This window comes from Bacillus sp. FSL L8-0358, assembly GCF_038593095.1.
Classification (GTDB): domain Bacteria; phylum Bacillota; class Bacilli; order Bacillales; family Bacillaceae; genus Bacillus; species Bacillus subtilis.
Genome location: NZ_CP151962.1, coordinates 2,691,681 through 2,715,143, shown reverse-complemented (window position 1 = coordinate 2,715,143; position 23,463 = coordinate 2,691,681). Strand labels below are relative to the sequence as shown.

25 protein-coding genes and 1 pseudogene are annotated in these 23,463 nt (G+C 44.2%); 19 read left to right on the top strand and 7 right to left on the bottom strand.

Features of this window, described 5'->3' with window-relative positions:
- The first annotated feature begins 3 nt into the window (after window positions 1–3).
- Window positions 4–726: a YebC/PmpR family DNA-binding transcriptional regulator gene (locus NYE49_RS14045; protein ID WP_047183572.1), complete on the top strand. Its 723-nt coding sequence runs from the start codon at window positions 4–6 to the stop codon at window positions 724–726.
- Window positions 727–766: 40 nt separating this feature from the next.
- On the opposite strand, the gene NYE49_RS14040 is transcribed toward NYE49_RS14045, so the two are convergent.
- From NYE49_RS14040 to NYE49_RS14025, 4 genes and pseudogenes are all read right to left on the bottom strand, one after another.
- Window positions 767–2,221 carry an alanine/glycine:cation symporter family protein gene (locus tag NYE49_RS14040; RefSeq protein ID WP_047182967.1) on the bottom strand — a complete coding sequence of 485 codons (1,455 nt, stop codon included), beginning with the start codon at window positions 2,219–2,221 and terminating at the stop codon, window positions 767–769.
- Between the two features lie 163 nt (window positions 2,222–2,384).
- A complete protein-coding gene (locus NYE49_RS14035) occupies window positions 2,385–2,525 on the bottom strand; it encodes a hypothetical protein (RefSeq protein WP_004398683.1) in 141 nt (46 codons plus the stop codon).
- Between the two features lie 6 nt (window positions 2,526–2,531).
- On the bottom strand, window positions 2,532–2,861 hold the full coding sequence (locus NYE49_RS14030; RefSeq protein ID WP_250540414.1) for a DUF5412 family protein: 330 nt from the start codon (window positions 2,859–2,861) through the stop codon (window positions 2,532–2,534).
- A 41-nt stretch (window positions 2,862–2,902) separates the two neighbouring features.
- Window positions 2,903–2,977: pseudogene (locus NYE49_RS14025) on the bottom strand (hypothetical protein); the annotation flags it as partial.
- An 84-nt stretch (window positions 2,978–3,061) separates the two neighbouring features.
- On the opposite strand from NYE49_RS14025, the gene NYE49_RS14020 reads away from it, so the two are divergent.
- A complete protein-coding gene (locus NYE49_RS14020) occupies window positions 3,062–3,184 on the top strand; it encodes a hypothetical protein (protein ID WP_003229707.1) in 123 nt (40 codons plus the stop codon).
- 45 nt (window positions 3,185–3,229) lie between these two features.
- Here the strand turns inward: NYE49_RS14020 and NYE49_RS14015 are convergent, their stop codons facing one another.
- Complete coding sequence (locus NYE49_RS14015) at window positions 3,230–3,877, bottom strand: phosphotransferase (protein ID WP_047182966.1); 648 nt, start codon at window positions 3,875–3,877, stop codon at window positions 3,230–3,232.
- 237 nt (window positions 3,878–4,114) lie between these two features.
- Between NYE49_RS14015 and iolG the strand changes: the two genes are divergently transcribed.
- The 9 genes from iolG to yajC all read left to right on the top strand — a co-directional run bounded on the left by iolG (window position 4,115) and on the right by yajC (window position 11,563).
- Complete coding sequence (gene iolG, locus NYE49_RS14010; RefSeq protein WP_342410329.1) at window positions 4,115–5,140, top strand: inositol 2-dehydrogenase; 1,026 nt, start codon at window positions 4,115–4,117, stop codon at window positions 5,138–5,140.
- A 70-nt stretch (window positions 5,141–5,210) separates the two neighbouring features.
- Window positions 5,211–6,518, top strand: coding sequence for an MFS transporter (locus NYE49_RS14005; RefSeq protein ID WP_003246197.1), 1,308 nt, complete (start codon window positions 5,211–5,213; stop codon window positions 6,516–6,518).
- A gap of 47 nt (window positions 6,519–6,565) precedes the next feature.
- Window positions 6,566–7,078 carry a sporulation cell-cell signaling protein BofC gene (gene bofC, locus NYE49_RS14000; RefSeq protein ID WP_047182964.1) on the top strand — a complete coding sequence of 171 codons (513 nt, stop codon included), beginning with the start codon at window positions 6,566–6,568 and terminating at the stop codon, window positions 7,076–7,078.
- A 138-nt stretch (window positions 7,079–7,216) separates the two neighbouring features.
- Entirely contained in the window at window positions 7,217–7,822 is a 606-nt protein-coding gene (gene ruvA, locus NYE49_RS13995; protein ID WP_003229717.1) for a Holliday junction branch migration protein RuvA, read from the top strand.
- A gap of 10 nt (window positions 7,823–7,832) precedes the next feature.
- The gene (ruvB, locus tag NYE49_RS13990; RefSeq protein WP_003229718.1) at window positions 7,833–8,837 is read left to right on the top strand and encodes a Holliday junction branch migration DNA helicase RuvB; all 1,005 of its coding nucleotides are present in this window, start codon (window positions 7,833–7,835) and stop codon (window positions 8,835–8,837) included.
- Window positions 8,830–9,030, top strand: a complete 201-nt coding sequence (locus NYE49_RS13985; protein WP_003222669.1) for a DUF2905 domain-containing protein — start codon at window positions 8,830–8,832, stop codon at window positions 9,028–9,030. The genes ruvB and NYE49_RS13985 overlap by 8 nt, the downstream gene beginning before the upstream one ends.
- A gap of 29 nt (window positions 9,031–9,059) precedes the next feature.
- On the top strand, window positions 9,060–10,088 hold the full coding sequence (queA, locus tag NYE49_RS13980; protein ID WP_015483511.1) for a tRNA preQ1(34) S-adenosylmethionine ribosyltransferase-isomerase QueA: 1,029 nt from the start codon (window positions 9,060–9,062) through the stop codon (window positions 10,086–10,088).
- 26 nt (window positions 10,089–10,114) lie between these two features.
- Window positions 10,115–11,260: a tRNA guanosine(34) transglycosylase Tgt gene (gene tgt / locus NYE49_RS13975; RefSeq protein ID WP_003229725.1), complete on the top strand. Its 1,146-nt coding sequence runs from the start codon at window positions 10,115–10,117 to the stop codon at window positions 11,258–11,260.
- Window positions 11,261–11,296: 36 nt separating this feature from the next.
- A complete protein-coding gene (gene yajC, locus NYE49_RS13970) occupies window positions 11,297–11,563 on the top strand; it encodes a preprotein translocase subunit YajC (RefSeq protein ID WP_004398708.1) in 267 nt (88 codons plus the stop codon).
- A gap of 56 nt (window positions 11,564–11,619) precedes the next feature.
- Here yajC and NYE49_RS13965 read toward each other — a convergent pair whose 3' ends face one another.
- Window positions 11,620–12,009, bottom strand: a complete 390-nt coding sequence (locus NYE49_RS13965) for a TIGR04086 family membrane protein (RefSeq protein ID WP_031315243.1) — start codon at window positions 12,007–12,009, stop codon at window positions 11,620–11,622.
- A gap of 197 nt (window positions 12,010–12,206) precedes the next feature.
- Here NYE49_RS13965 and NYE49_RS13960 point away from each other — a divergent pair, with 197 nt between their 5' ends.
- Window positions 12,207–12,863: a DUF421 domain-containing protein gene (locus NYE49_RS13960; protein ID WP_015483509.1), complete on the top strand. Its 657-nt coding sequence runs from the start codon at window positions 12,207–12,209 to the stop codon at window positions 12,861–12,863.
- A 3-nt stretch (window positions 12,864–12,866) separates the two neighbouring features.
- Here the strand turns inward: NYE49_RS13960 and spoVB are convergent, their stop codons facing one another.
- On the bottom strand, window positions 12,867–14,423 hold the full coding sequence (gene spoVB / locus NYE49_RS13955; protein WP_015251562.1) for a stage V sporulation protein B: 1,557 nt from the start codon (window positions 14,421–14,423) through the stop codon (window positions 12,867–12,869).
- Window positions 14,424–14,538: 115 nt separating this feature from the next.
- On the opposite strand from spoVB, the gene comN reads away from it, so the two are divergent.
- The 7 genes from comN (at window position 14,539) to relA (ending at window position 23,459) form a co-directional block, all read left to right on the top strand.
- Entirely contained in the window at window positions 14,539–14,835 is a 297-nt protein-coding gene (comN, locus tag NYE49_RS13950) for a post-transcriptional regulator ComN (protein ID WP_003229735.1), read from the top strand.
- 38 nt (window positions 14,836–14,873) lie between these two features.
- Window positions 14,874–17,087 (top strand): protein translocase subunit SecDF, encoded by a 2,214-nt coding sequence (gene secDF / locus NYE49_RS13945; protein ID WP_047182963.1) that lies wholly within the window; start codon window positions 14,874–14,876, stop codon window positions 17,085–17,087.
- Window positions 17,088–17,245: 158 nt separating this feature from the next.
- Window positions 17,246–17,743: a cation:proton antiporter regulatory subunit gene (locus NYE49_RS13940; protein ID WP_047182962.1), complete on the top strand. Its 498-nt coding sequence runs from the start codon at window positions 17,246–17,248 to the stop codon at window positions 17,741–17,743.
- A 75-nt stretch (window positions 17,744–17,818) separates the two neighbouring features.
- Window positions 17,819–18,142, top strand: a complete 324-nt coding sequence (locus NYE49_RS13935; protein WP_003229740.1) for a lipopolysaccharide assembly LapA domain-containing protein — start codon at window positions 17,819–17,821, stop codon at window positions 18,140–18,142.
- 66 nt (window positions 18,143–18,208) lie between these two features.
- Window positions 18,209–20,569: a single-stranded-DNA-specific exonuclease RecJ gene (gene recJ / locus NYE49_RS13930; protein ID WP_047182961.1), complete on the top strand. Its 2,361-nt coding sequence runs from the start codon at window positions 18,209–18,211 to the stop codon at window positions 20,567–20,569.
- A gap of 5 nt (window positions 20,570–20,574) precedes the next feature.
- Complete coding sequence (locus NYE49_RS13925; RefSeq protein ID WP_015384246.1) at window positions 20,575–21,087, top strand: adenine phosphoribosyltransferase; 513 nt, start codon at window positions 20,575–20,577, stop codon at window positions 21,085–21,087.
- A gap of 167 nt (window positions 21,088–21,254) precedes the next feature.
- Window positions 21,255–23,459, top strand: coding sequence for a GTP diphosphokinase (relA, locus tag NYE49_RS13920; protein ID WP_015483507.1), 2,205 nt, complete (start codon window positions 21,255–21,257; stop codon window positions 23,457–23,459).
- Window positions 23,460–23,463 lie beyond the last annotated feature (4 nt).

Here is a 23,463-nt window from a genome sequence, read left to right as displayed (position 1 = left end):
AACATGGCAGGCCATTCCAAGTGGAAAAACATTCAAAAAAGAAAAAATGCACAGGATGCAAAGCGCGGGAAAATATTTATGAAGCTGGCAAAAGAAATCTATGTGGCAGCGAAAGAAGGCGGAGCGGATCCAGAAGCAAATTCAGCATTGCGTCTTGTCATCGAAAAAGCAAAAGGCGCCAATATGTCGAATGAAAATATAGATCGGGCCATTAAAAAAGCTGCGGGAGGCCAAGACGGAAGCAGCTATGAAGAAATCACCTATGAAGGCTACGGCCCTTCAGGGATTGCCGTCATGGTTGAATGCGTAACAGATAATAAAAACCGAACGGCGTCAAATGTGCGGACAGCCTTTAATAAAAATGGCGGAAGTCTGGGAGAAAGCGGATGTGTAGCCTTTTTATTTGAACGAAAGGGGTACATTACGATAGACTGTACTGAACGGCAAATAGAAGAAGATGAGCTCATGCTTGATGTGCTTGAAGCAGGAGGAGAAGAGCTGCGAATTGAAGAAGACCTATATGAGGTTTTCACAGAGCCTGAGCATTTTGAAGAGGTGAAAACAGCCCTCGAATCGAAATATCTAATTTCTTCGGCGGAGGTGACCATGCTTCCCAATACCTATGCAGAAGCCGATGATCAGGCTGTTGAGAAGCTGGAAACATTAATAGACGTCCTTGAAGATGACGATGATGTTCAAGAAGTGTATACAAACTATCGTTCATAAAAAACCGGCACGAGGTCATATCGGGCCGGTTTAAGTATGTTCAGGAGACACGTTCACTTTCATGAGTGTATTCTTTCTCCCAGAAATCAGCGTTTTTGATACCCAGCGCTTTTGGATCAAAGACCGGGTCTAAGCCCTGCTTCTTTTGGCGCTCATAATCCTTTAAAGCAAGAAGCGCCGGCTTGGCAAGCAGCACAATGGCAATGACGTTCAGCCATACCATAATGCCAAGCCCTGCATCCCCTAATGCCCAAGCAAGTGAAGCTGTTTTCACAGTACCATAGAACGTGGCGGCTAAAATAATCAGTTTTAAGCCAAGCATTGCCCATTTGCTTTCTCTGCCTCGTGCTAAATAGGCGATATTTGTTTCTGCGATGTAGTAATACGCCATAATTGTTGTAAAAGCGAAGAAGAATAAAGCGATGGCAACAAAGCCTGCACCGAATCCGGGAAGAACACTGTCAATTGCCGCTTGTGTGAAACCAGGTCCTGCTTCTACGCCTTTAAGCTGGTGAACGATAAAGGAACCATCTGCAGCCTGGGTATTGTACATGCCGGTAAACAAGATCATGAAAGCTGTAGCGGAACATACAAACAAGGTGTCAATATAAACAGAAAATGCCTGAACCAGTCCCTGCTTGACCGGATGAGAAACCTCTGCAGCAGCTGCCGGATGCGGGCCTGTTCCCTGGCCGGCTTCGTTTGAGTAAATGCCACGTTTAACGCCCCAGGAAATCGCCATGCCGATCAAGCCGCCAAAAGCGGAATCCAATGCAAAAGCACTTTTGAATATTAATGAGATCACAGCAGGCAATTCAGACACATTCATGACAATAATAATCAAAGACAGCAGGATATATCCAATGGCCATAAATGGAACAATCATTTGCGCCACATTGGCAATTCGTTTGACGCCGCCAAAAATAATAAACCCTAATAATAAAACCAGACCACACCCTGTGACGAAAGGAGAGATGCCGAATGCATTTTGGATCCCAGCCGCAATGGAGTTGGACTGTACGCCCGGCATTAGAAAGGCCATTGCAATAAGGGCAGCAGCGGCAAATAAGACGGCAAACCACTTAATGCCTAAGCCTTTTTCTATATAATAAGCAGGACCGCCCCGATATTGACCGTCTTGTTTCACTTTGTAAATTTGAGCAAGCGTTGATTCTACAAAGGCACTCGCCGCCCCGATAAAGGCAATCGCCCACATCCAGAACACTGCACCGGGTCCGCCGAATGCAATTGCTGTCGCCACTCCCGCGATGTTTCCTGTGCCCACACGGCCGGACAGCGCAATCGATAACGCTTGGAAAGATGAAACGCCGGCTTCAGAGCTCTTGCCTGTGAACATCTGAACAATCATTTCTTTTAAATGTCGGACTTGTAAAAAACGGGTCATAATTGAAAAGGCGAATCCAATTCCCAATAAAATATAAATGACGGGCGTACTCCATAAGACCGCATTCAAACTAGCAACAAAATCTGCCATCAAGCTTCCCCCTCACTTCAAATTCGAATACATGTATAAAAAGGATTTTGGTCTAATCGAACTATTTCTACAATCGATTTGTCACATTATATGACCTGCAATTATCAATAAGAAGAGGAAGGGAAAAAGAAAAAACGCGGCGTATCGACTACGCTGCGTTTTTCTACAGAGGCAAACTTATGGCAATTGTTATAAAATCCTTCAGCAACAAATAGCCTAGTTCAGTCAAACCGTATATAAAGGATAAAGCAATCACAAAATGATTAAAATGCTTTTCATCATTTGTTCCGTTCATCTTATTCATGTTTCATCACCTCACTGACGCCTGCGGCGGTTCTTCTCGGATCCAATGATCATCTTTTCGCCAATCATACGTTTCATCAGTATCGAGATGTAAAGTCTGATTGCCGATTTTCACTGTATTGTGATTGATCCACGTCACTGCTGGGCGGCTGTCCGGGTAATTCCAGTAGATTGTTCTCTTGACAAGTGTTTTTTCATTTACAAGTTCACCTCTGGCTGCATCTAAGCTCAAGGTGTTTTCGGATACATAAGTTTTTAACGTATAGCTGCCGTCCGGCGATTCAACCGATTGGACGAGATTGCCTTTCGGAACGTTTTTAGTGAAAATAACATCCAATAGATGGCGCCGCCGAAGAAGACCAGCAGGGCAAACATAATAAGCGGGATGTTGCTGCGTGTCTTAATGTGACTCTCTCCCTTTTTTTCTCTCATTTTACTATATATCGGATTCATATGATCTTTACATTTCTTTAAAATTACCTCAATAAAGCAATGATAAGATGAAATAAAGCCAGTAAAGGGTGGGGGGAGACAGAAATGGAAAAAACGTATTGTCATTCCGGCGAGAAGGACCCAGAAGCGGTCTACTTAACTGTGAGAGGCTATCGAATTAAGCTGTCGCCTGAACAAATGAAACTGATTTCTGCCGTCAGAAAGTAAAAAATACATGATAAAGGCAGCCGCTTGTGCGGCTGCCTTTTTGATTTAAGAATATTTTCTTTTCCGCTGTGCGAAATGCTTTTGAAACCAAACTTTCTTATATAAAAATGCGATGATCTCCAGCCAAAAACCCGGAATCTTTTTGGGGAATATCGGTTTTTTGTAGAGTGCATGATATGCGGATTTTAAATCGTCCCACTGCGTGCATGTTTTTGTCTGCTCAAATCTCGCAACATCAATCACCCGCACCGCCCCGGTTTCTGTCAATATCAGATTCCGCAAATGAATATCTGACGGGTTCAGTCCGGCTGCCCGGGCGTCAGAAAGCGCTTCTTCAACCTGCTGAATCATGTCATCACTGATTGCAATGCCTTTCTTCAGACAGTTATAAAAGGTTTCACCTTTAATATATTCCATGAGAATAAATGAATCGCCAGTTTCGTAAATGTCAGGATAGAATGCGGACCCGGCTAATTTTTCATAGATCGCTGCTTCTTTGACTGCTGTCGCTTGATATTCCGGAAAAAATACTTTCAGCGCCATTTTTCGACCGCCTTCTGTTAAGGCAAACACATAGGCGCTTCTTCCCTTGCCGATTAGTGTTAATTCCTCGGATTTCTCTTTGACTTTATCAAATCTGCTGTTCTTGCGGTATATGACGGAATGGGCCAGTGCCTCTGCTTTTGTCAGCATTTCATTCACCTTCTTTGCTCTATTTTATGCAGCTGTTTATAGGAAAATCATAAACTGTTCAGGAAAAAGAGCCTAATTCTAGTGTATCTGGTCTTGAAGAAGAAGGCTACTTATAAGCATGAATTGTGATAAAAGAGACATAGAACGTTTAATTTCCATTCTTGAAAAGCGCTTACAAATGGGATAGTATTAATTTTAAATAAAGCGCTTTCGTGAATGATCAAGGGGGAAGAAGCCATGACAAAACAGATTGTGACAGGGATTATCGGTGCAGGCCGCATCGGCAAACTTCATGTTCAAAATATAAGCCGGATTCCTCACATGAAAATAAAAGCAGTCTCTGACATTCAGGCAAGCCGTATAAAAAGCTGGGCCGACAGTCATCAGATTGAATACATAACCTCTGATTATCGTGATTTATTACATGATCCTGATATTGATGCTATTTTGATTTGTTCTCCTACAGCCGTACATGCACAGATGATCAAAGAAGCAGCCGAGGCGAAAAAGCATATATTTTGTGAGAAGCCCGTTAGTTTCTCTCTGGCCGAAACGAGTGAAGCGCTTGCGGCTGTCCGGAAACACGGGGTAACACTTCAAGTCGGATTTAACCGCCGCTTTGATCCTCATTTTAAGAAAATCAAAACGATTGTTGAAAATGGTGAAATCGGCACACCTCATTTATTAAAAATCACGTCCCGGGACCCAGAACCCCCGAATATAGATTATGTCCGTACGTCAGGCGGATTGTTTATGGATATGTCGATCCATGATTTTGATATGGCCAGATATATTATGGGAAGCGAAGTGACGGAAGTGTATGCCAAAGGGGCGGCTTTGGTGAATCCTTCTTTTGCGGAGCTGGGTGATATTGATACAGCTGTTATTACACTGACCTTTGAAAACGGTGCCATGGCTGTGATTGATAACAGCCGCCAAGCTGTGTACGGATATGACCAGCGGGTTGAGGTTTTCGGGACGAAAGGCTCTGCAGCGGCTGACAATAGCAGGCCGACGACGGTTGAGGTGTCAACAGCTGATTTTGTGATGAAGGATAAACCGCATTTCTTTTTCCTTGAACGCTATAAGGATGCATATGAGGAGGAGATTCTCCGTTTTGCAGAAGCGATCGGCACAAACCAGGAGACTCCCTGCACCGGTAATGACGGTTTACAGGCCGGAAGGATCGCCAGAGCAGCACAGCAATCGCTTGCTTTTGGCATGCCTGTCAGCATTGAGCACACTGAAAAAATCGCTTTTTAATCTAACAGGATTACAATTCAGCAAGCTTGGGTATATACTCCATTGATACTTTAAGTAGGCGGTGGAGAAAATGAATACAGTACATGCTAAAGGAAATGTTTTGAACAAAATCGGAATTCCTTCTCACATGGTTTGGGGTTATATTGGCGTTGTCATCTTTATGGTTGGAGATGGCCTCGAACAAGGCTGGCTGTCTCCTTTTCTCGTTGATCATGGTCTCAGTATGCAGCAATCCGCATCGTTATTTACCATGTACGGCATTGCTGTCACCATCTCAGCTTGGCTTTCAGGAACGTTTGTCCAAACTTGGGGGCCGAGAAAAACGATGACTGTCGGATTGCTTGCATTTATCCTCGGTTCGGCCGCTTTTATCGGCTGGGCGATTCCTCATATGTATTATCCGGCTCTCTTGGGCAGCTATGCTCTTAGAGGCTTGGGATATCCGCTGTTTGCATACTCTTTTCTCGTATGGGTGTCATACAGCACCTCTCAAAATATTCTCGGAAAAGCCGTCGGCTGGTTTTGGTTTATGTTTACGTGCGGCCTTAACGTGCTCGGCCCGTTCTATTCCAGCTATGCAGTTCCGGCCTTTGGAGAAATCAATACGCTTTGGAGCGCTTTACTGTTTGTGGCGGCAGGCGGAATTCTTGCCTTATTTTTTAACAAAGATAAATTTACTCCGATACAAAAACAAGATCAGCCGAAATGGAAAGAACTGTCGAAGGCATTTACGATTATGTTTGAAAACCCTAAGGTAGGCATCGGCGGAGTGGTCAAGACGATTAATGCGATAGGACAATTTGGATTTGCCATCTTTCTTCCTACTTATTTAGCACGATACGGGTATTCGGTTTCGGAATGGCTGCAAATATGGGGGACGCTGTTTTTTGTGAATATTGTGTTTAATATCATTTTCGGTGCAGTCGGAGATAAACTTGGCTGGCGCAATACGGTCATGTGGTTTGGCGGTGTCGGATGCGGTATTTTTACGCTGGCGCTGTATTACACGCCTCAGCTGATCGGGCATCAGTATTGGGTGCTCATGATTATCGCCTGCTGCTACGGCGCGGCTTTAGCAGGGTACGTTCCATTAAGCGCGCTTTTGCCGACGCTTGCACCTGATAATAAAGGTGCTGCCATGTCAGTGTTGAATTTGGGATCTGGTTTATGTGCGTTTATCGCGCCGGGCATCGTGAGTCTTTTCATTGGGCCGCTCGGTGCAGGCGGCGTGATTTGGATCTTTGCGGCATTGTATTTTTTCAGTGCCTTTCTGACGCGATTCTTGACAATTTCTGAGCAAAGCACAGATGTGTATACTGAGGAACGGTTTGTCAGGGAAAATGTGCAGACAAATTTTGATAAAACGGTTAAGCAGTAGCCTCTTTGGTCAAACTAATCATAAACGTGTGCAAAGAGGTGTAGAGGGTGAAACGATTCAGCACGGCGTATCTTTTGCTGGGCATTCTTTGCTCAGCGGCAGTATTTTTAATAGTAGCTCCTTCCCGCGCACTTGGCGCGGAAGTGGAGCACTATGAGCCGCTGCAGGTGCATGTGCAGCTTGAAAAGGTGTATTTGGACGGCGATGTCAGCATTGAGCATAAGCATGAAAAAGTGTTTTCTATGGATGATTTTTGGGCAGCTTATGCCGGATGGACGCTTGTGGAACAAAAAAAGGGATATGTGCTCTTCCGGAAGCAAATGGACGATATTTCTCCGCTCAGCAAGGTCAACGGGTATATCGGTGTATCGGATAATGGAGTGATTTCCACTTTTCATGGGCGGCCTGAGCCAGCTTCCGAACCAATTCAGTCTTTTTTTCAAATTGATTTAGAAAGGCTGGAAAGCCATATGCAAAAAAATCTGCTGAAAGGCATTCCATTTCGGACAAAAGCGGAGTTTGAGGATGTCATCGAACATATGAAGACATACAGCGGGTAGCGTCCGCTGATTGAAGACATGTATTCATGTCTTTTTTTTCGTGAAAGAATGAGAGAGAAGCGAACATATGTTAACTTTTCTATAAGACTTTGGCTGTTTTTATGGTACAATGAAGAACAGTCAAAGAGGTGAATTTGCGTGATTGAATTTGTTAAAGGGACGATTGATTATGTATCTCCCCAATATATTGTCATAGAGAACGGCGGCATCGGCTATCAGATTTTCACGCCGAATCCGTTTATATATAAGGAGAGAAGCCAAGAAACGATTTTTACATACCATCATATCAGAGAGGATGCTTTTTCGCTTTACGGTTTTTCAACAAGAGAGGAGAAGGCGCTCTTTACAAAGCTGTTAAACGTGACCGGAATTGGCCCGAAAGGAGCACTTGCCATCTTGGGCTCGGGTGATCCCGGAGCGGTCATCCAAGCAATTGAAAATGAGGATGAAGCTTTTTTGGTCAAGTTTCCTGGAGTAGGAAAGAAAACCGCACGCCAGATTATTCTAGATTTAAAAGGAAAGCTGGCAGATGTTGTGCCTGAAATGATTGAAAATCTGTTTAATCATGAAGAAAGGCTTGAAAAGCAAACAGCGGAAACGGCTCTTGAAGAAGCACTTGAAGCCCTCAGGGTTCTCGGATATGCTGAAAAAGAAATCAAAAAGGTGCTTCCTCACCTTAAAGAAGAAATTGGGCTGACAACAGACCAATATGTGAAAAAAGCATTACAAAAACTATTAAAGTAAGGTGATGTTCATGGATGAACGGCTCGTCTCAAGTGAAGCAGACAACCATGAATCAGTGATAGAGCAAAGCCTGAGGCCGCAAAATCTGGCACAGTATATCGGGCAGCATAAGGTAAAAGAAAATTTGCGCGTGTTTATAGATGCGGCGAAAATGAGACAGGAGACGCTGGATCATGTTCTTCTGTACGGGCCGCCCGGACTCGGAAAAACAACGCTTGCTTCCATTGTAGCCAATGAAATGGGAGTGGAATTGCGGACGACATCAGGGCCTGCGATTGAAAGGCCTGGTGATTTGGCTGCTATATTAACGGCGCTGGAACCGGGAGATGTATTATTTATTGATGAAATACATAGGCTGCACAGATCGATCGAAGAGGTGCTTTATCCTGCAATGGAAGACTTTTGCCTGGACATTGTGATTGGCAAAGGCCCATCTGCCCGCTCGGTTCGGCTCGACCTTCCGCCTTTTACGCTGGTGGGAGCCACGACGAGGGTGGGGCTTTTGACGGCTCCTTTAAGAGACAGATTCGGCGTGATGTCTCGCCTTGAGTACTATACACAAGAAGAACTGGCGGATATTGTCACAAGAACCGCTGATGTATTCGAGGTTGAGATTGATAAACCGTCGGCTCTTGAAATTGCAAGAAGATCGAGAGGGACGCCCCGCGTGGCGAACCGCCTGCTGAGAAGGGTGCGCGATTTCGCCCAAGTGCTGGGTGACAGCAGGATTACGGAAGACATTTCTCAGAATGCGCTGGAGCGGCTTCAGGTTGACCGCCTCGGTTTGGATCATATTGATCATAAGCTGCTGATGGGCATGATCGAAAAATTCAACGGCGGCCCAGTAGGCCTTGATACGATTTCAGCTACCATCGGCGAGGAATCGCATACGATTGAAGACGTATATGAACCATATCTGCTGCAAATTGGATTTATACAAAGAACGCCGCGTGGAAGGATCGTGACACCGGCCGTTTATCATCATTTCCAAATGGAGGCTCCCCGATATGACTGAATTTCCTAAGATCATTATGATTCTTGGTGCTGTTTTGCTTATTATCGGAGCAGTTTTGCATTTTGTCGGCAAGATGCCGGGAGATATTTTTGTAAAAAAAGGAAATGTCACGTTTTTCTTCCCGGTTGTCACTTGTATTATTATAAGTGTGGTATTATCAATTTTGCTCAATCTTTTTGGCAGAATGAAATAACAAAAGACTAGAATAAAGGTGAAATCATCATGAAAGTCGATTTATTTGATTTTGAACTACCAGAACGTTTAATTGCACAAGTGCCGTTGGAGCAGCGTGATGCTTCAAGGCTGATGGTGCTCGATAAACATACAGGAGAGCTTACTGACAGCTCGTTTAAACACATTATCAGCTTCTTTAACGAAGGCGATTGTCTTGTCCTGAACAATACCCGGGTGCTGCCTGCGCGGTTATTCGGCACAAAAGAGGATACCGGCGCGAAAGTGGAACTTCTTTTGTTGAAACAGGAAACCGGTGATAAATGGGAAACACTTGCCAAACCGGCGAAACGGGTGAAAAAAGGAACTGTTGTCACATTTGGAGACGGAAGATTGAAGGCAATCTGCACGGAAGAGCTTGAGCACGGCGGCAGAAAGATGGAATTTCAATATGACGGTATTTTCTACGAGGTGCTCGAATCCCTTGGAGAGATGCCGCTCCCTCCATATATCAAAGAACAGCTTGATGACAAAGAGCGCTACCAGACAGTGTATTCAAAAGAAATCGGCTCTGCTGCTGCGCCTACAGCTGGCCTTCACTTCACGGAAGAAATCTTACAGCAGCTGAAAGACAAAGGCGTGCAAATTGAGTTCATCACACTCCACGTAGGCCTTGGAACGTTTCGCCCTGTGAGTGCCGATGAAGTGGAAGAGCATAATATGCATGCAGAGTTTTATCAAATGTCAGAAGAAACGGCTGCAGCCTTAAACAAAGTAAGAGAAAATGGCGGCAGAATCATTTCTGTCGGCACGACCTCGACACGCACGCTTGAGACGATTGCCGGGGAACATGACGGGGAATTTAAAGCATCAAGCGGCTGGACATCTATTTTTATTTATCCGGGCTATGAATTTAAAGCCATTGACGGAATGATTACAAACTTCCATTTGCCGAAATCGTCATTGATTATGCTGGTCAGCGCGCTTGCTGGAAGAGAAAACATTCTGCGTGCCTATAACCATGCAGTGGAAGAGGAATACCGTTTCTTCAGCTTCGGAGACGCGATGCTGATTATATAATTTGAGAACAGGAGGCCTCATCAAAAGTGGCTGAACAACCAATACGCTATGAATTTATAAAAGAATGCAAACAAACAGGAGCGCGGCTGGGCAAAGTGCATACGCCTCACGGCTCCTTCGAAACGCCGGTTTTTATGCCGGTCGGCACACTGGCGACAGTCAAAACAATGTCGCCTGAAGAGCTGAAAGCAATGGATGCAGGCATCATTTTGAGCAACACTTATCATCTATGGCTTCGTCCGGGCCAAGACATTGTCAAAGAAGCGGGCGGGCTCCATAAATTTATGAACTGGGACCGCGCAATTTTAACCGATTCAGGCGGTTTTCAGGTCTTTTCTTTAAGCAAGTTTCGTAATATAGAGGAAGAGGGTGTCCATTTCCGCAATCATCTAAATGGAGACAAGCTGTTTTTATCTCCGGAAAAAGCGATGGAGATCCAAAACGCACTCGGCTCTGATATTATGATGGCGTTTGATGAATGCCCGCCATACCCGGCGGAGTACGACTACATGAAGAGGTCAGTTGAACGGACAAGCCGTTGGGCGGAACGTTGCCTGAATGCCCACAATCGTCAGGATGAACAAGGGCTGTTTGGTATTGTACAAGGCGGAGAATATGAAGATCTGCGGACACAAAGTGCGAAGGACTTGATTTCCCTTGATTTTCCGGGATATGCTATAGGCGGATTGTCTGTAGGTGAACCGAAGGATGTCATGAACCGTGTACTCGAATTTACAACACCGCTCTTGCCGAAGGATAAACCGAGATATCTGATGGGAGTAGGTTCTCCGGATGCACTGATCGACGGAGCGATCCGCGGGGTCGATATGTTTGACTGTGTGCTGCCTACACGGATTGCAAGAAACGGCACAGTGTTTACTGCTGAAGGACGACTCAATATGAAAAATGCGAAATTTGAAAGAGACTTCCGTCCGATTGATGAAGAGTGTGATTGCTATACATGTAAAAACTACACTCGCGCGTACATTAGGCACTTGATTCGCTGCAATGAAACATTCGGCCTTCGATTAACAACTTACCATAACCTTCATTTTCTGTTACACTTAATGGAGCAGGTAAGACAGGCTATTCGCGAGGATCGTCTGGGTGATTTCAGAGAAGAGTTCTTTGAGCGTTACGGCTATAACAAGCCAAATGCGAAAAGCTTCTAAATAAACATAACAGGCTTACAGAAAGGGGTGAAAATGATGACTGGCACTTTAGGTACATTGGTTCCTATTATTTTAATGTTTGCGGTCCTTTACTTCTTGCTGATTCGTCCTCAGCAAAAGCAGCAAAAGGCTGTACGCCAAATGCAAGAGGAACTGAAAAAAGGCGATTCAGTAGTGACAATCGGGGGATTGCACGGTACTGTTGACTCTATCGACGAAAGCAAAGTCGTAATTAAGACTGGTGATAACACACGTCTTACGTTCGACCGCCGCGCGATCAGAGAAGTTTCTGCTGCTGAATAACAGCAGGAGCTATACATAGCAAACAAAAAAGAGCGGGCGAGTGAGCCCGCTCTTTTTTATGTGGAAGACCTGTTTCCCCTCATATTCACGCCGAAAATCCCGCCCAGCATGCACACCCCTAAAAATCCCAGATGGAAGATCAGCTGTTCTGCTGTAAATGTCTTTCCGAATCCTAAATACTGAAACAATAAGATAATCAGAGAAAAACTTAAGGCAGTCAATGCTCCAATCATCCAGCCTCTTTCCTTGCCTTTCCCGCCTGAAATGAACCCGCCGATAAATAAAGAGAGAAATGAGATAGCTGTGATCAGCCAGTTAAATGATGATTCTTCCAGCGAGGTTGCGGTCAATAAAAGTGAAACCGCCAAACTTGTCAGGAGCATGGCTGCAAATATGGCGATTAAGCCGTAAAGAATGCCTTTTCCAACTTGTTTCGTCTCCTCCATGATTGTCTCCTTTCTGCCTGTATTAAAAGGCTTCTGTTCTTTTTGCACAAAGCCGTCAGACATGCTGATGGCTCGTCTTTGTAAAAATGTATTCCCTTATCCCATGAATTAGACGTAAAAGCTTTGTGAAATGCAATCGGTTTTTCTTACATAAATTGATCATTTTGTTGCAACCTATAATGAGTTGGAGGTGCATGATGGAAGAGCTTCTCACTATTGCGTTTCGCACAGTCGTATTGTATTTTGTGATATTGATCATTTTTCGTCTCATGGGCAAGCGGGAGATCGGAGAGCTTAGTATATTAGATCTCGTTGTCTTTATCATGATGGCTGAAATTGCCGTTTTAGCCATAGAAAACGTAGACGATCATCTATTTCATACCATTTTGCCAATGCTTGTATTAATGATCATTCAAGTGACTTTGGCATACTTTTCTTTAAAAAACCGAAAAGTCCGCCAGCTTCTTGACGGTAAGCCGACCATAATTATCAAATATGGAAAAATTGACGAAGACGCCATGAAATCACAGCGTTATAATTTTGATGATTTAATGGTTCAGCTCAGAGAAAATAGCATCGACAGAGTAGCTGACGTATCATTTGCTATTTTAGAGCCGTCGGGCAAACTGACTATTGTTAAGAAAGAAAACAGCGGAGAGCATCGACAGCTCGAAATGCCGCTCATTATAGACGGCTTCATTCAAACAGAAAACCTGTCCAGAATCAGTAAAGATAAAAAATGGCTGCTCGAAAGTTTGCAAAAACACGGATACACAAACCCTTCAGATATTTCTTTTTGCTCGTTTACAGACGGAGAATTATTTATTGATGAAAAAGATGGGCACCGCCCGTAACCGTTATCGGACGATTAGACGTCCGATAATGGGAATGCGGCGAAGCTCATCTTTTTTAATTAAACGGAAAACGAGCAGGAGGATTATATAAATGGCGGCGCTCACCGCAATCCATCCGGCTAGATTGACAGCCTCAGATGCTCCAAAGCTTATATATTGTTTGATGGCGGAGCTGATAAATCCGCAAATTACAATAACAGCGAAGCTGAGCGCGTACTCCTTGATTTTGATGCTGATCGGCAGCACTTTGCTTACGGTTGCTGCGTGCAATAGCGTGACGAGCACCATGCCTGTCACAATGGCTAATGCCGCGCCCATAATGCCAAGAGAAGGCCTTGTGGCAAGGACAAAAATAAGGCCTGTTTTGACAAGCGCTCCGATTAAGCTGTTCATCATCGCAGCTCCAGCCAAATTAAGCGCCTGCAGCACAGCTTGAAGCGGGCCTTGGAAATAATAAAGCAGAAAAAATGGGGCCATTACTTTTATAAATACAGCTGCGCCTGAGGAACCGTACATCACTCTCATCAGCTCATCTGCAAATACAAATAAAATAACAACTGAAATGCCTCCGCTGAGCAGACAGAGACGCATCGCCTGTTCCAAGCGGTATTCCACCACCTGCAATTTTTTCTGCTCCATTCCTTCACTGATCGCAGGAACAAGCGCGGTCGACAAAGAATATGTAATAAAGCTGGGCAGAGTCAGCAGCGTCATGGCAAAGCCGGTCAGTTCCCCGTATTGCTTTGTTGCGGCAACTGTTGCCACACCGGCGATGGCAAGGCTTTGAGCGACGACAATTGGCTCGAAAAACCAAGAGAGGTTTCCGATAAAGCGGCTCCCGGTTGTTGGAAGTGACACGCTCATTAATTGGGTAAAGGTTTGTTTTCCGTTTTTAATTGACTGGAAAAAATGCTTTCTGATTTTAATTGTCTTTTTATACTTAAAGCAAACGAATAAATAAAGAAGTGATGCCAGCTCCCCTGCCACTGAGGATAGCATTGCCCCCGCTGCAGCATATTCAATTCCGTAAGGGAGAAAAATCGTTGTGCAGACAGCCACGAGTGAAATGCGGACAACCTGTTCAAGGACTTGTGACATAGCAAGCGGGTTCATATTTTGTTTTCCTTGAAAGTATCCCCTCAGCACACTCGATATAGCAATAATCGGCACAACCGGCGTAATGGCCAAGAGCGGATACAGTGTTCGCTTATCTGTCAGCATCGTTTCAGCCATAACCGGGGCGAAAAACAGAAACAGCGGTGTAAAGATGAGGCTGAGCACTCCCGTAATGGTCAGAGACATGACTAAAATATTTTTCGTTTTTTGATGATCTCCGCGCGCACTAGCTTCAGCGACTAGCTTGCTGATCGCGACCGGCAGACCGAATTGAGTTAATGTAGTGGCCAAGAAGAAGGTGGGCGCTGCCATCATGTAAAGCCCGACTCCTTCTTCACCGATAAAACGGGCGATAACCACCCGGTTGACAAACCCGAGCATTCTTGTAACCATTCCTGCTGCGATAAGGATAAGAGTGCCCTTTAAAAACGTCTGTTTCGCCATTTTTACCCCCTGCCTTCTCAAACTACCTGGAATCATATACAATAAAGATATGCGTATATGTCGTCCAAGCATGACAAGTCTTCTTGAAAAACAATAAAAAAGGAGCGTGGAATTCGTGGAGAAGCATCCAGCCGATCTATATAAAGACCACGTCAGGCCGTTTCTTTACAGCAAACTGGAAGAGTTTAAGATTCTCGGGTATGATGATGTTGAACTCGAAAGTTTGTGGTCATACTTAACAGATAAGAAGTGGAAAAAGAAAACGGAACTGAACATTTATGAACTGGCGAGTGATATTTTATCAGTGAAAATTGGCGAATTTATGAACTATGCAACCGTTGAGTCATTTAAAACGTCTAATTGGCTGGGCAGTGAAGAGGGCCAGGAAGCATTGGAAGAACTGCTGAGATAGCAGGTTGATTCGCACAGGTTTAAGGGAGGATATACATAATGAAAAAAGGACGCTTGATTGCGTTTTTCCTTTTCGTTCTATTGATCGGCACGGGCTTGGGCTACTTTACGAAGCCTGCTGCTAACAATATTACGTTAGGATTGGATTTGCAAGGCGGATTTGAGGTGCTGTATGATGTACAGCCTGTAAAAAAAGGTGACAAAATCACAAAAGACGTTCTGGTCAGCACTGTAGAGGCATTGAACCGCCGGGCCAATGTTCTCGGTGTCAGCGAACCGAACATCCAAATTGAAGGGAATAACCGGATTCGCGTTCAGCTTGCTGGTGTGACAAACCAAAACAGAGCGCGTGAAATTCTGGCGACTGAAGCGCAGCTTTCTTTCAGAGATGCAAATGATAAGGAACTGTTAAACGGTGCTGATCTAGTCGAAAACGGCGCTAAACAAACTTATGATAGCACAACAAATGAGCCAATTGTCACGATTAAGCTGAAAGACGCTGATAAATTTGGAGAAGTGACCAAAAAGGTCATGAAAATGGCGCCAAACAACCAGCTTGTCATTTGGCTGGATTATGATAAAGGTGATTCCTTTAAGAAAGAAGTTCAAAAAGAGCATCCTAAATTTGTATCCGCTCCAAATGTAAGTCAGGAGCTAAATACAACTGATGTAAAAATTGAAGGTCATTTCACAGCTCAAGAAGCGAAAGATTTAGCCAGCATTTTAAACGCAGGCGCACTTCCTGTAAAACTGACTGAAAAATATTCAACATCAGTAGGCGCACAATTCGGCCAGCAGGCTCTCCATGATACAGTATTTGCCGGTATTGTCGGTATCGCAATTATTTTCTTATTTATGCTTTTCTATTACCGTCTGCCGGGATTAATCGCGGTGATAACACTATCGGTTTATGTATACATTACGCTCCAGATTTTTGACTGGATGAATGCTGTACTTACACTTCCGGGAATTGCCGCTCTCATTTTAGGTGTCGGGATGGCTGTTGACGCCAACATTATCACCTATGAGCGGATTAAAGAAGAGCTCAAGCTAGGAAAGTCAGTCCGCTCTGCCTTCCGTTCAGGAAACAGACGGTCATTTGCGACGATTTTTGACGCGAATATTACAACCATTATCGCAGCGGTTGTGCTCTTTATCTTTGGGACAAGCTCTGTTAAAGGGTTTGCGACAATGCTGATCCTATCGATTTTGACAAGCTTTATCACTGCCGTTTTCTTATCGAGATTTCTCCTCGCTCTCCTTGTGGAAAGCAGATGGCTTGATCGGAAAAAAGGCTGGTTTGGTGTCAATAAGAAACATATCATGGATATTCAGGATACGGATGAAAATACAGAGCCGCATACGCCATTCCAAAAATGGGATTTCACGAGCAAACGCAAATACTTCTTTATTTTCTCCAGTGCGGTCACGGTAGCCGGAATTATTATCCTGCTTGTGTTTAGGCTGAATCTTGGCATTGACTTTGCAAGCGGCGCACGGATTGAAGTACAAAGCGACCATAAGCTGACGACAGAGCAAGTCGAAAAGGATTTTGAATCTCTGGGTATGGACCCTGATACTGTAGTTCTGTCAGGCGAAAAAAGCAATATGGGTGTTGCCCGTTTTGTCGGGGTGCCAGATAAAGAAACCATTGCAAAAGTAAAAACGTATTTTAAAGACAAATACGGATCTGATCCAAATGTCAGCACAGTTTCACCGACAGTCGGTAAGGAGCTGGCAAGAAATGCGCTGTACGCAGTTGCTATAGCTTCTATTGGCATCATTATTTACGTTTCAATCCGATTCGAATACAAAATGGCGATTGCCGCCATCGCCTCATTGCTATATGACGCATTCTTTATCGTCACGTTCTTCAGTATTACAAGGCTTGAAGTAGATGTTACGTTCATCGCGGCCATCTTGACGATAATCGGGTATTCCATTAACGATACAATCGTTACATTTGACAGGGTCCGCGAGCATATGAAAAAGCGCAAGCCGAAAACATTTGCCGATCTGAACCATATTGTAAACCTGAGCCTGCAGCAAACCTTTACACGTTCAATTAACACTGTATTAACTGTTGTGATTGTTGTTGTGACATTGCTGATCTTTGGAGCATCTTCTATTACTAACTTCTCAATTGCTTTATTGGTCGGGCTGTTAACAGGCGTTTATTCTTCTCTATACATTGCCGCACAAATTTGGCTTGCATGGAAAGGAAGAGAACTGAAAAAAGATTCGGCGCAATAAAAAATATCAGGCTGTCCTCTGCAGGGCAGCCTGTTTTTTGAAGTTTCATTGAACTTAAAATAGACATTTGCTATAATGACATACGCTTACATTTAAACATATATATGGTGTTAAAAGTGTTTATGACTGGTTTTCAGATATGTAGGAGGGTTTATATTATGAGGGTTCGCGAATCAGAGCTGCCGGGCATAGGACAAAAAGTTGAAATGATTACTAGAAACCGTGATAAAATTTCAATTATCATTCATCATGACGGACGGAGAGAGCTTTACTATTTTGACGAAAACGACCATGAGGAATGTGTTGCCTCCGTGCAGTTTGATGACGCTGAAGCAAGGCAAATGTCTGCAATTCTTGGCGGAATGGCATATAAACCGAAAGCATTAGAACAGGTCGAGTCAGCCCTTGATGATTTGATTATAGAGTGGTGTAAAGCAGAGGCGGGAGCGCCTGCCATTCATCAGACGATTGGTGAGTTGAATGTGGGTCAGGAATATCATGTGACGGTCATTGCAATTGTTAAAAAGAATCAGGATAAACAACTGAATCCGAGCTCTGAAACAGTCATTGACGAAGGCGATACACTTGTGATTTCCGGTGAGGGAACCGGACTGAAGAGGCTGATCCGGGAAAAATTAACAGCAAAGGGGGCTTAACCTAGTGTTAAGCCATGTTTAAAACCAGTCTTGATGGGGAAAGTTACCTCAATAAGAAGTTTGGGGGAAAAGAGAATGAATAAACAATGGACCATTATTTTCGCACTTATTTTCACCTTAATTGTCGCTATTTTCGCAGTCATTAATGTTCGATCCGTAGAAGTTGATTACCTGTTTGGAAGATCAGAATGGCCGCTCATTCTTGTTATTTTGGGCTCAGTTTTAATGGGAGCGCTGATCGTATTTTCTGTCGGCATTTTTCAGGTAATGAAATTGAAGCGGGAAATAAAAACCTTGCGGAAAGAAAATAGGACGGCAATACATAAACAAGAGGATACTCATCTTGCTGATCAGACTGACACACAGGATGCATCAGCCATGATTGAGAAAAAAGACTAGTTTTCGAATATTATTTGAAACCCCTCATCCTGCTCTAGTATAATAGGGTGGTTGAGGGGTGAATTTATGTTAGCGTCAAAAATGCGATGGGAAATCCAGCGACCAGATCAGGATAAGGTCAAATCACTCACAGAACAATTGCATATAACACCTCTTGTTGCGTCCCTGCTTGTAAAAAGAGGCTTTGATACGGCAGAAAGCGCTAGGCTGTTTTTACATATAAAGGATGCCGATTTTTATGATCCTTTTGAAATGAAAGGCATGAAAGAAGCGGCAGATCGAATAAAACAGGCGATTTCACAACAAGAAAAGATTATGATATATGGCGATTATGACGCCGATGGGGTTACAAGTACGTCAGTGATGCTTCACACGCTGCAAAAACTGTCGGCTCAAGTTGATTTTTATATACCTGACCGTTTTAAAGAAGGATATGGACCTAATGAACAGGCGTTTCGTTCGATTAAAGAACGGGGCTTCTCTTTGATCATTACGGTTGATACAGGAATTGCCGCTGTGCATGAAGCGAAGGTGGCAAAGGAACTTGGACTGGATGTCATCATTACCGATCATCATGAACCGGGACCGGAGCTTCCGGATGTCCATGCGATCGTCCACCCGAAGCAGCCTGGTTGCACTTACCCGTTTAAGGAGCTTGCCGGGGTTGGAGTCGCGTTTAAGCTTGCCCACGCTTTATTGGGTGAACTTCCTGATGAACTGCTTGACCTGGCGGCTATCGGCACCATTGCCGATCTAGTCCCGCTGCATGACGAAAACAGATTAATTGCAACACTAGGACTTGAAAGGCTTCGACGGACAAATCGGCTCGGCTTAAAAGAGCTGATTAAGCTGTCAGGCGGAGACATCGGAGAAGCGAACGAAGAAACTGTCGGATTTCAGCTCGCACCAAGGCTGAATGCCGTCGGAAGAATCGAACAGGCGGATCCCGCTGTTCATTTGCTTATGTCAGAGGATTCGTTTGAAGCGGAAGAGCTTGCCGCAGAAATTAACCAGCTGAACAAAGAGCGCCAAAAAATGGTCAGCAAAATGACGGATGAAGCGATTGAAATGGTTGAACAGCAAGGGCTCGATCAAACTGCAATTGTCGTGGCCAAAGCCGGATGGAACCCGGGAGTCGTCGGGATTGTGGCTTCAAAGCTTGTGGACCGTTTCTACCGACCGGCAATTGTTCTTGGCATTGATGAAGAAAAGGGAATCGCTAAAGGTTCGGCCCGAAGCATCAGGGGATTTAATTTATTTGAGAGCCTTTCTGAATGCAGAGATATTCTTCCTCATTTCGGCGGCCATCCAATGGCTGCGGGGATGACGCTGAAAGCCGAAGATGTGCCGGATTTGCGAAGCAGGCTGAATGAAATAGCAGACAATACGCTTACGGAAGAGGATTTTATTCCCGTACAGGAAGTCGACCTTGTCTGCGGCGTCGAAGACATTACAGTTGAAAGCATCGCAGAAATGAACATGCTGTCTCCTTTTGGCATGCTGAACCCGAAACCGCACGTTCTCGTAGAAAACGCAGTACTGGAAGATGTCCGCAAGATAGGGGCAAATAAATCTCATGTCAAAATGACGATCAGAAACGAGTCGTCCCAGCTTGATTGCGTCGGTTTTAATAAAGGCGAGCTTGAAGAAGGCATCGTACCGGGTTCAAGAATTTCCATTGTCGGTGAGATGTCAATCAACGAATGGAACAATCGAAAAAAGCCGCAGCTTATGATAAAGGATGTCGCTGTTTCTGAATGGCAGCTGTTTGATTTAAGGGGAAAACGGACGTGGGAAGACACAGTTTCCGCCCTTCCATCTGCTAAACGGGCAATTGTCTCTTTCAAAGAAGACTCAACAACATTACTTCAAACTGAAGACCTTCGCCGAGAAGTGCACGTCATCAGTTCTAAAGATCAAGCAAAGGCGTTTGACCTCGATGGTGCATATATTGTATTACTGGATCCGCCGCCTTCGCTGGACATGCTCGCACGTTTGCTGGAAGGCAAGGCGCCTGAGCGGATATATTTTATTTTTCTCAATCATGAGGACCACTTTTTATCAACTTTTCCCGCAAGAGACCACTTTAAATGGTATTATGCGTTCTTGCTGAAAAGAGGCGCTTTTGACGTGAAAAAACACGGTTCAGAGCTTGCAAAACATAAAGGCTGGTCCGTTGAAACAATCAATTTCATGACAAAGGTGTTTTTTGATCTCGGTTTTGTTAAAATAGAGAATGGTGTGCTGTCTGTTGTGAGCGGAGCAAAGAAACGCGACTTAACAGACTCACAAACATATCAGGCGAAACAGCAGCTGATGGAACTGGATCAAAAGCTGAATTATTCTTCTGCTGAAGAGCTGAAGGAATGGCTGAATAAGCTGATGAAACAAGATTCAGAGGCTTATGAAAGTACGAGGAGGACATAAAACAGATGGATTTAAAACAATACGTAACAATTGTACCGGATTACCCGAAAGAGGGCGTGCAATTTAAAGATATTACGACACTGATGGATAAAGGCGATGTATACCGCTATGCCACAGATCAAATTGTTGAATATGCGAAAGAAAAGCAAATTGATTTGGTCGTTGGCCCTGAAGCACGCGGCTTTATTATCGGCTGTCCCGTTGCTTACGCGCTTGGCGTAGGTTTTGCGCCGGTCCGCAAAGAAGGCAAGTTGCCTCGTGAAGTAATCAAAGTGGATTATGGCTTGGAATACGGAAAAGACGTATTAACGATCCACAAAGATGCGATTAAGCCTGGTCAGCGTGTGCTTATTACAGATGACCTGCTTGCGACAGGCGGCACAATTGAAGCGACAATCAAACTTGTTGAAGAACTTGGCGGCGTTGTTGCTGGTATCGCTTTCTTAATCGAGCTTTCTTACCTTGACGGCAGAAATAAGCTGGAAAATTACGACATCTTAACATTGATGAAATACTAAGGATAACCGCATAACGAAAAAGCACTCCATGTCAGGGTGCTTTTTTCCTATTGTTTTGCATTTATTTTATATAATATTTGGCTATTTGAACTTCTGCTCTTTACATCTTTCGTTTTTTTCTTGATAATAAACTACAATACAGTTTACATTTTAAAAAAGGTGATTCCATGGCGAACGAACAAGTATTGACTGCCGAGCAAGTTATAGATAAAGCGCGCAGCTATCTATCTGATGAGCATATCGCATTTGTCGAAAAAGCATATCTGTACGCTGAAGATGCTCATCGCGAGCAATACCGCAAATCGGGCGAGCCATATATTATTCATCCGATTCAGGTTGCGGGGATTCTCGTTGATCTTGAAATGGACCCTTCCACAATCGCGGGCGGATTTTTGCACGATGTCGTGGAAGATACAGATGTGACGCTCGATGACCTGAAAGAAGCATTTTCCGAAGAAGTGGCAATGCTTGTAGACGGCGTAACGAAACTCGGCAAAATTAAATATAAATCTCAAGAGGAACAGCAGGCGGAAAATCATCGCAAAATGTTTGTCGCTATGGCTCAAGATATCAGGGTCATATTGATCAAGCTGGCGGATCGTCTTCACAATATGCGGACACTGAAACATCTGCCTCAGGAAAAACAGCGGAGAATCTCCAATGAAACGCTGGAAATTTTTGCTCCTTTGGCGCATCGTCTCGGGATTTCAAAAATTAAGTGGGAATTGGAAGATACGGCGCTCCGTTATTTGAACCCTCAGCAATATTACAGAATTGTCAACCTCATGAAGAAGAAACGTGCGGAACGTGAGCTTTATGTCGATGAGGTTGTCAATGAAGTGAAGAAACGTGTCGAAGAAGTAAATATCAAGGCTGACTTCTCGGGACGCCCGAAACATATTTACAGCATTTATCGAAAAATGGTGCTGCAAAATAAGCAATTCAATGAAATTTACGATTTGCTGGCTGTCCGTATTCTTGTGAATAGCATAAAGGATTGCTACGCGGTGCTTGGCATCATTCACACATGCTGGAAACCGATGCCCGGCAGATTCAAAGATTATATCGCAATGCCGAAGCCGAATATGTATCAATCGCTTCATACAACGGTTATTGGGCCTAAAGGCGATCCGCTTGAAGTGCAGATCCGCACCTTTGAAATGCATGAAATAGCGGAATACGGGGTTGCGGCTCACTGGGCTTATAAAGAAGGGAAAGCAGCCACTGAAGGTGCAACCTTTGAGAAAAAGCTTTCTTGGTTCCGTGAAATTTTAGAATTTCAAAATGAATCGACAGATGCAGAAGAATTTATGGAATCGCTCAAAATTGATTTGTTCTCTGATATGGTGTATGTCTTTACGCCAAAAGGAGATGTGATCGAGCTTCCGTCCGGTTCTGTTCCGATTGATTTTTCTTACCGGATTCACTCTGAAATCGGCAATAAAACAATCGGTGCCAAAGTAAACGGAAAAATGGTTACGCTTGACCATAAGCTTCGGACAGGTGATATCGTTGAAATTCTCACCTCTAAGCATTCCTACGGCCCGAGCCAGGATTGGGTGAAGCTTGCCCAAACATCCCAAGCGAAGCATAAGATCCGTCAATTCTTTAAGAAACAGCGGCGTGAAGAAAATGTCGAAAAAGGCCGTGAACTGGTCGAAAAAGAAATTAAAAACCTGGATTTTGAATTGAAGGATGTTTTAACGCCGGAGAATATTCAAAAGGTTGCTGACAAATTTAATTTCTCAAATGAAGAGGATATGTACGCGGCGGTCGGTTACAACGGCATCACAGCTCTGCAGGTGGCGAACCGCCTAACAGAAAAAGAGAGAAAGCAGCGCGATCAGGAAGAACAGGAAAAGATCGTTCAGGAAGTTACTGGGGAACCTAAGCCATATCCGCAAGGAAGAAAACGGGAAGCTGGCGTTCGTGTCAAGGGCATCGACAACCTCCTTGTCCGTTTATCAAAATGCTGCAATCCTGTGCCAGGTGATGATATTGTCGGCTTTATCACAAAAGGCAGAGGGGTTTCGGTCCATCGCGAAGACTGTCCGAATGTCAAAACGAATGAAGCCCAAGAGCGGCTGATACCGGTAGAGTGGGAGCATGAGTCACAGGTTCAAAAGCGCAAGGAATACAATGTTGAGATAGAGATTCTTGGGTATGACCGCCGCGGATTGCTGAACGAGGTACTCCAGGCAGTGAATGAAACGAAAACCAATATTTCATCTGTCTCTGGCAAATCGGATCGCAATAAAGTGGCAACCATCCATATGGCGATTTTTATCCAGAATATCAATCACTTGCACAAAGTCGTCGAGCGTATTAAACAGATTAGAGATATCTACTCTGTGCGCCGCGTCATGAACTAAAGGG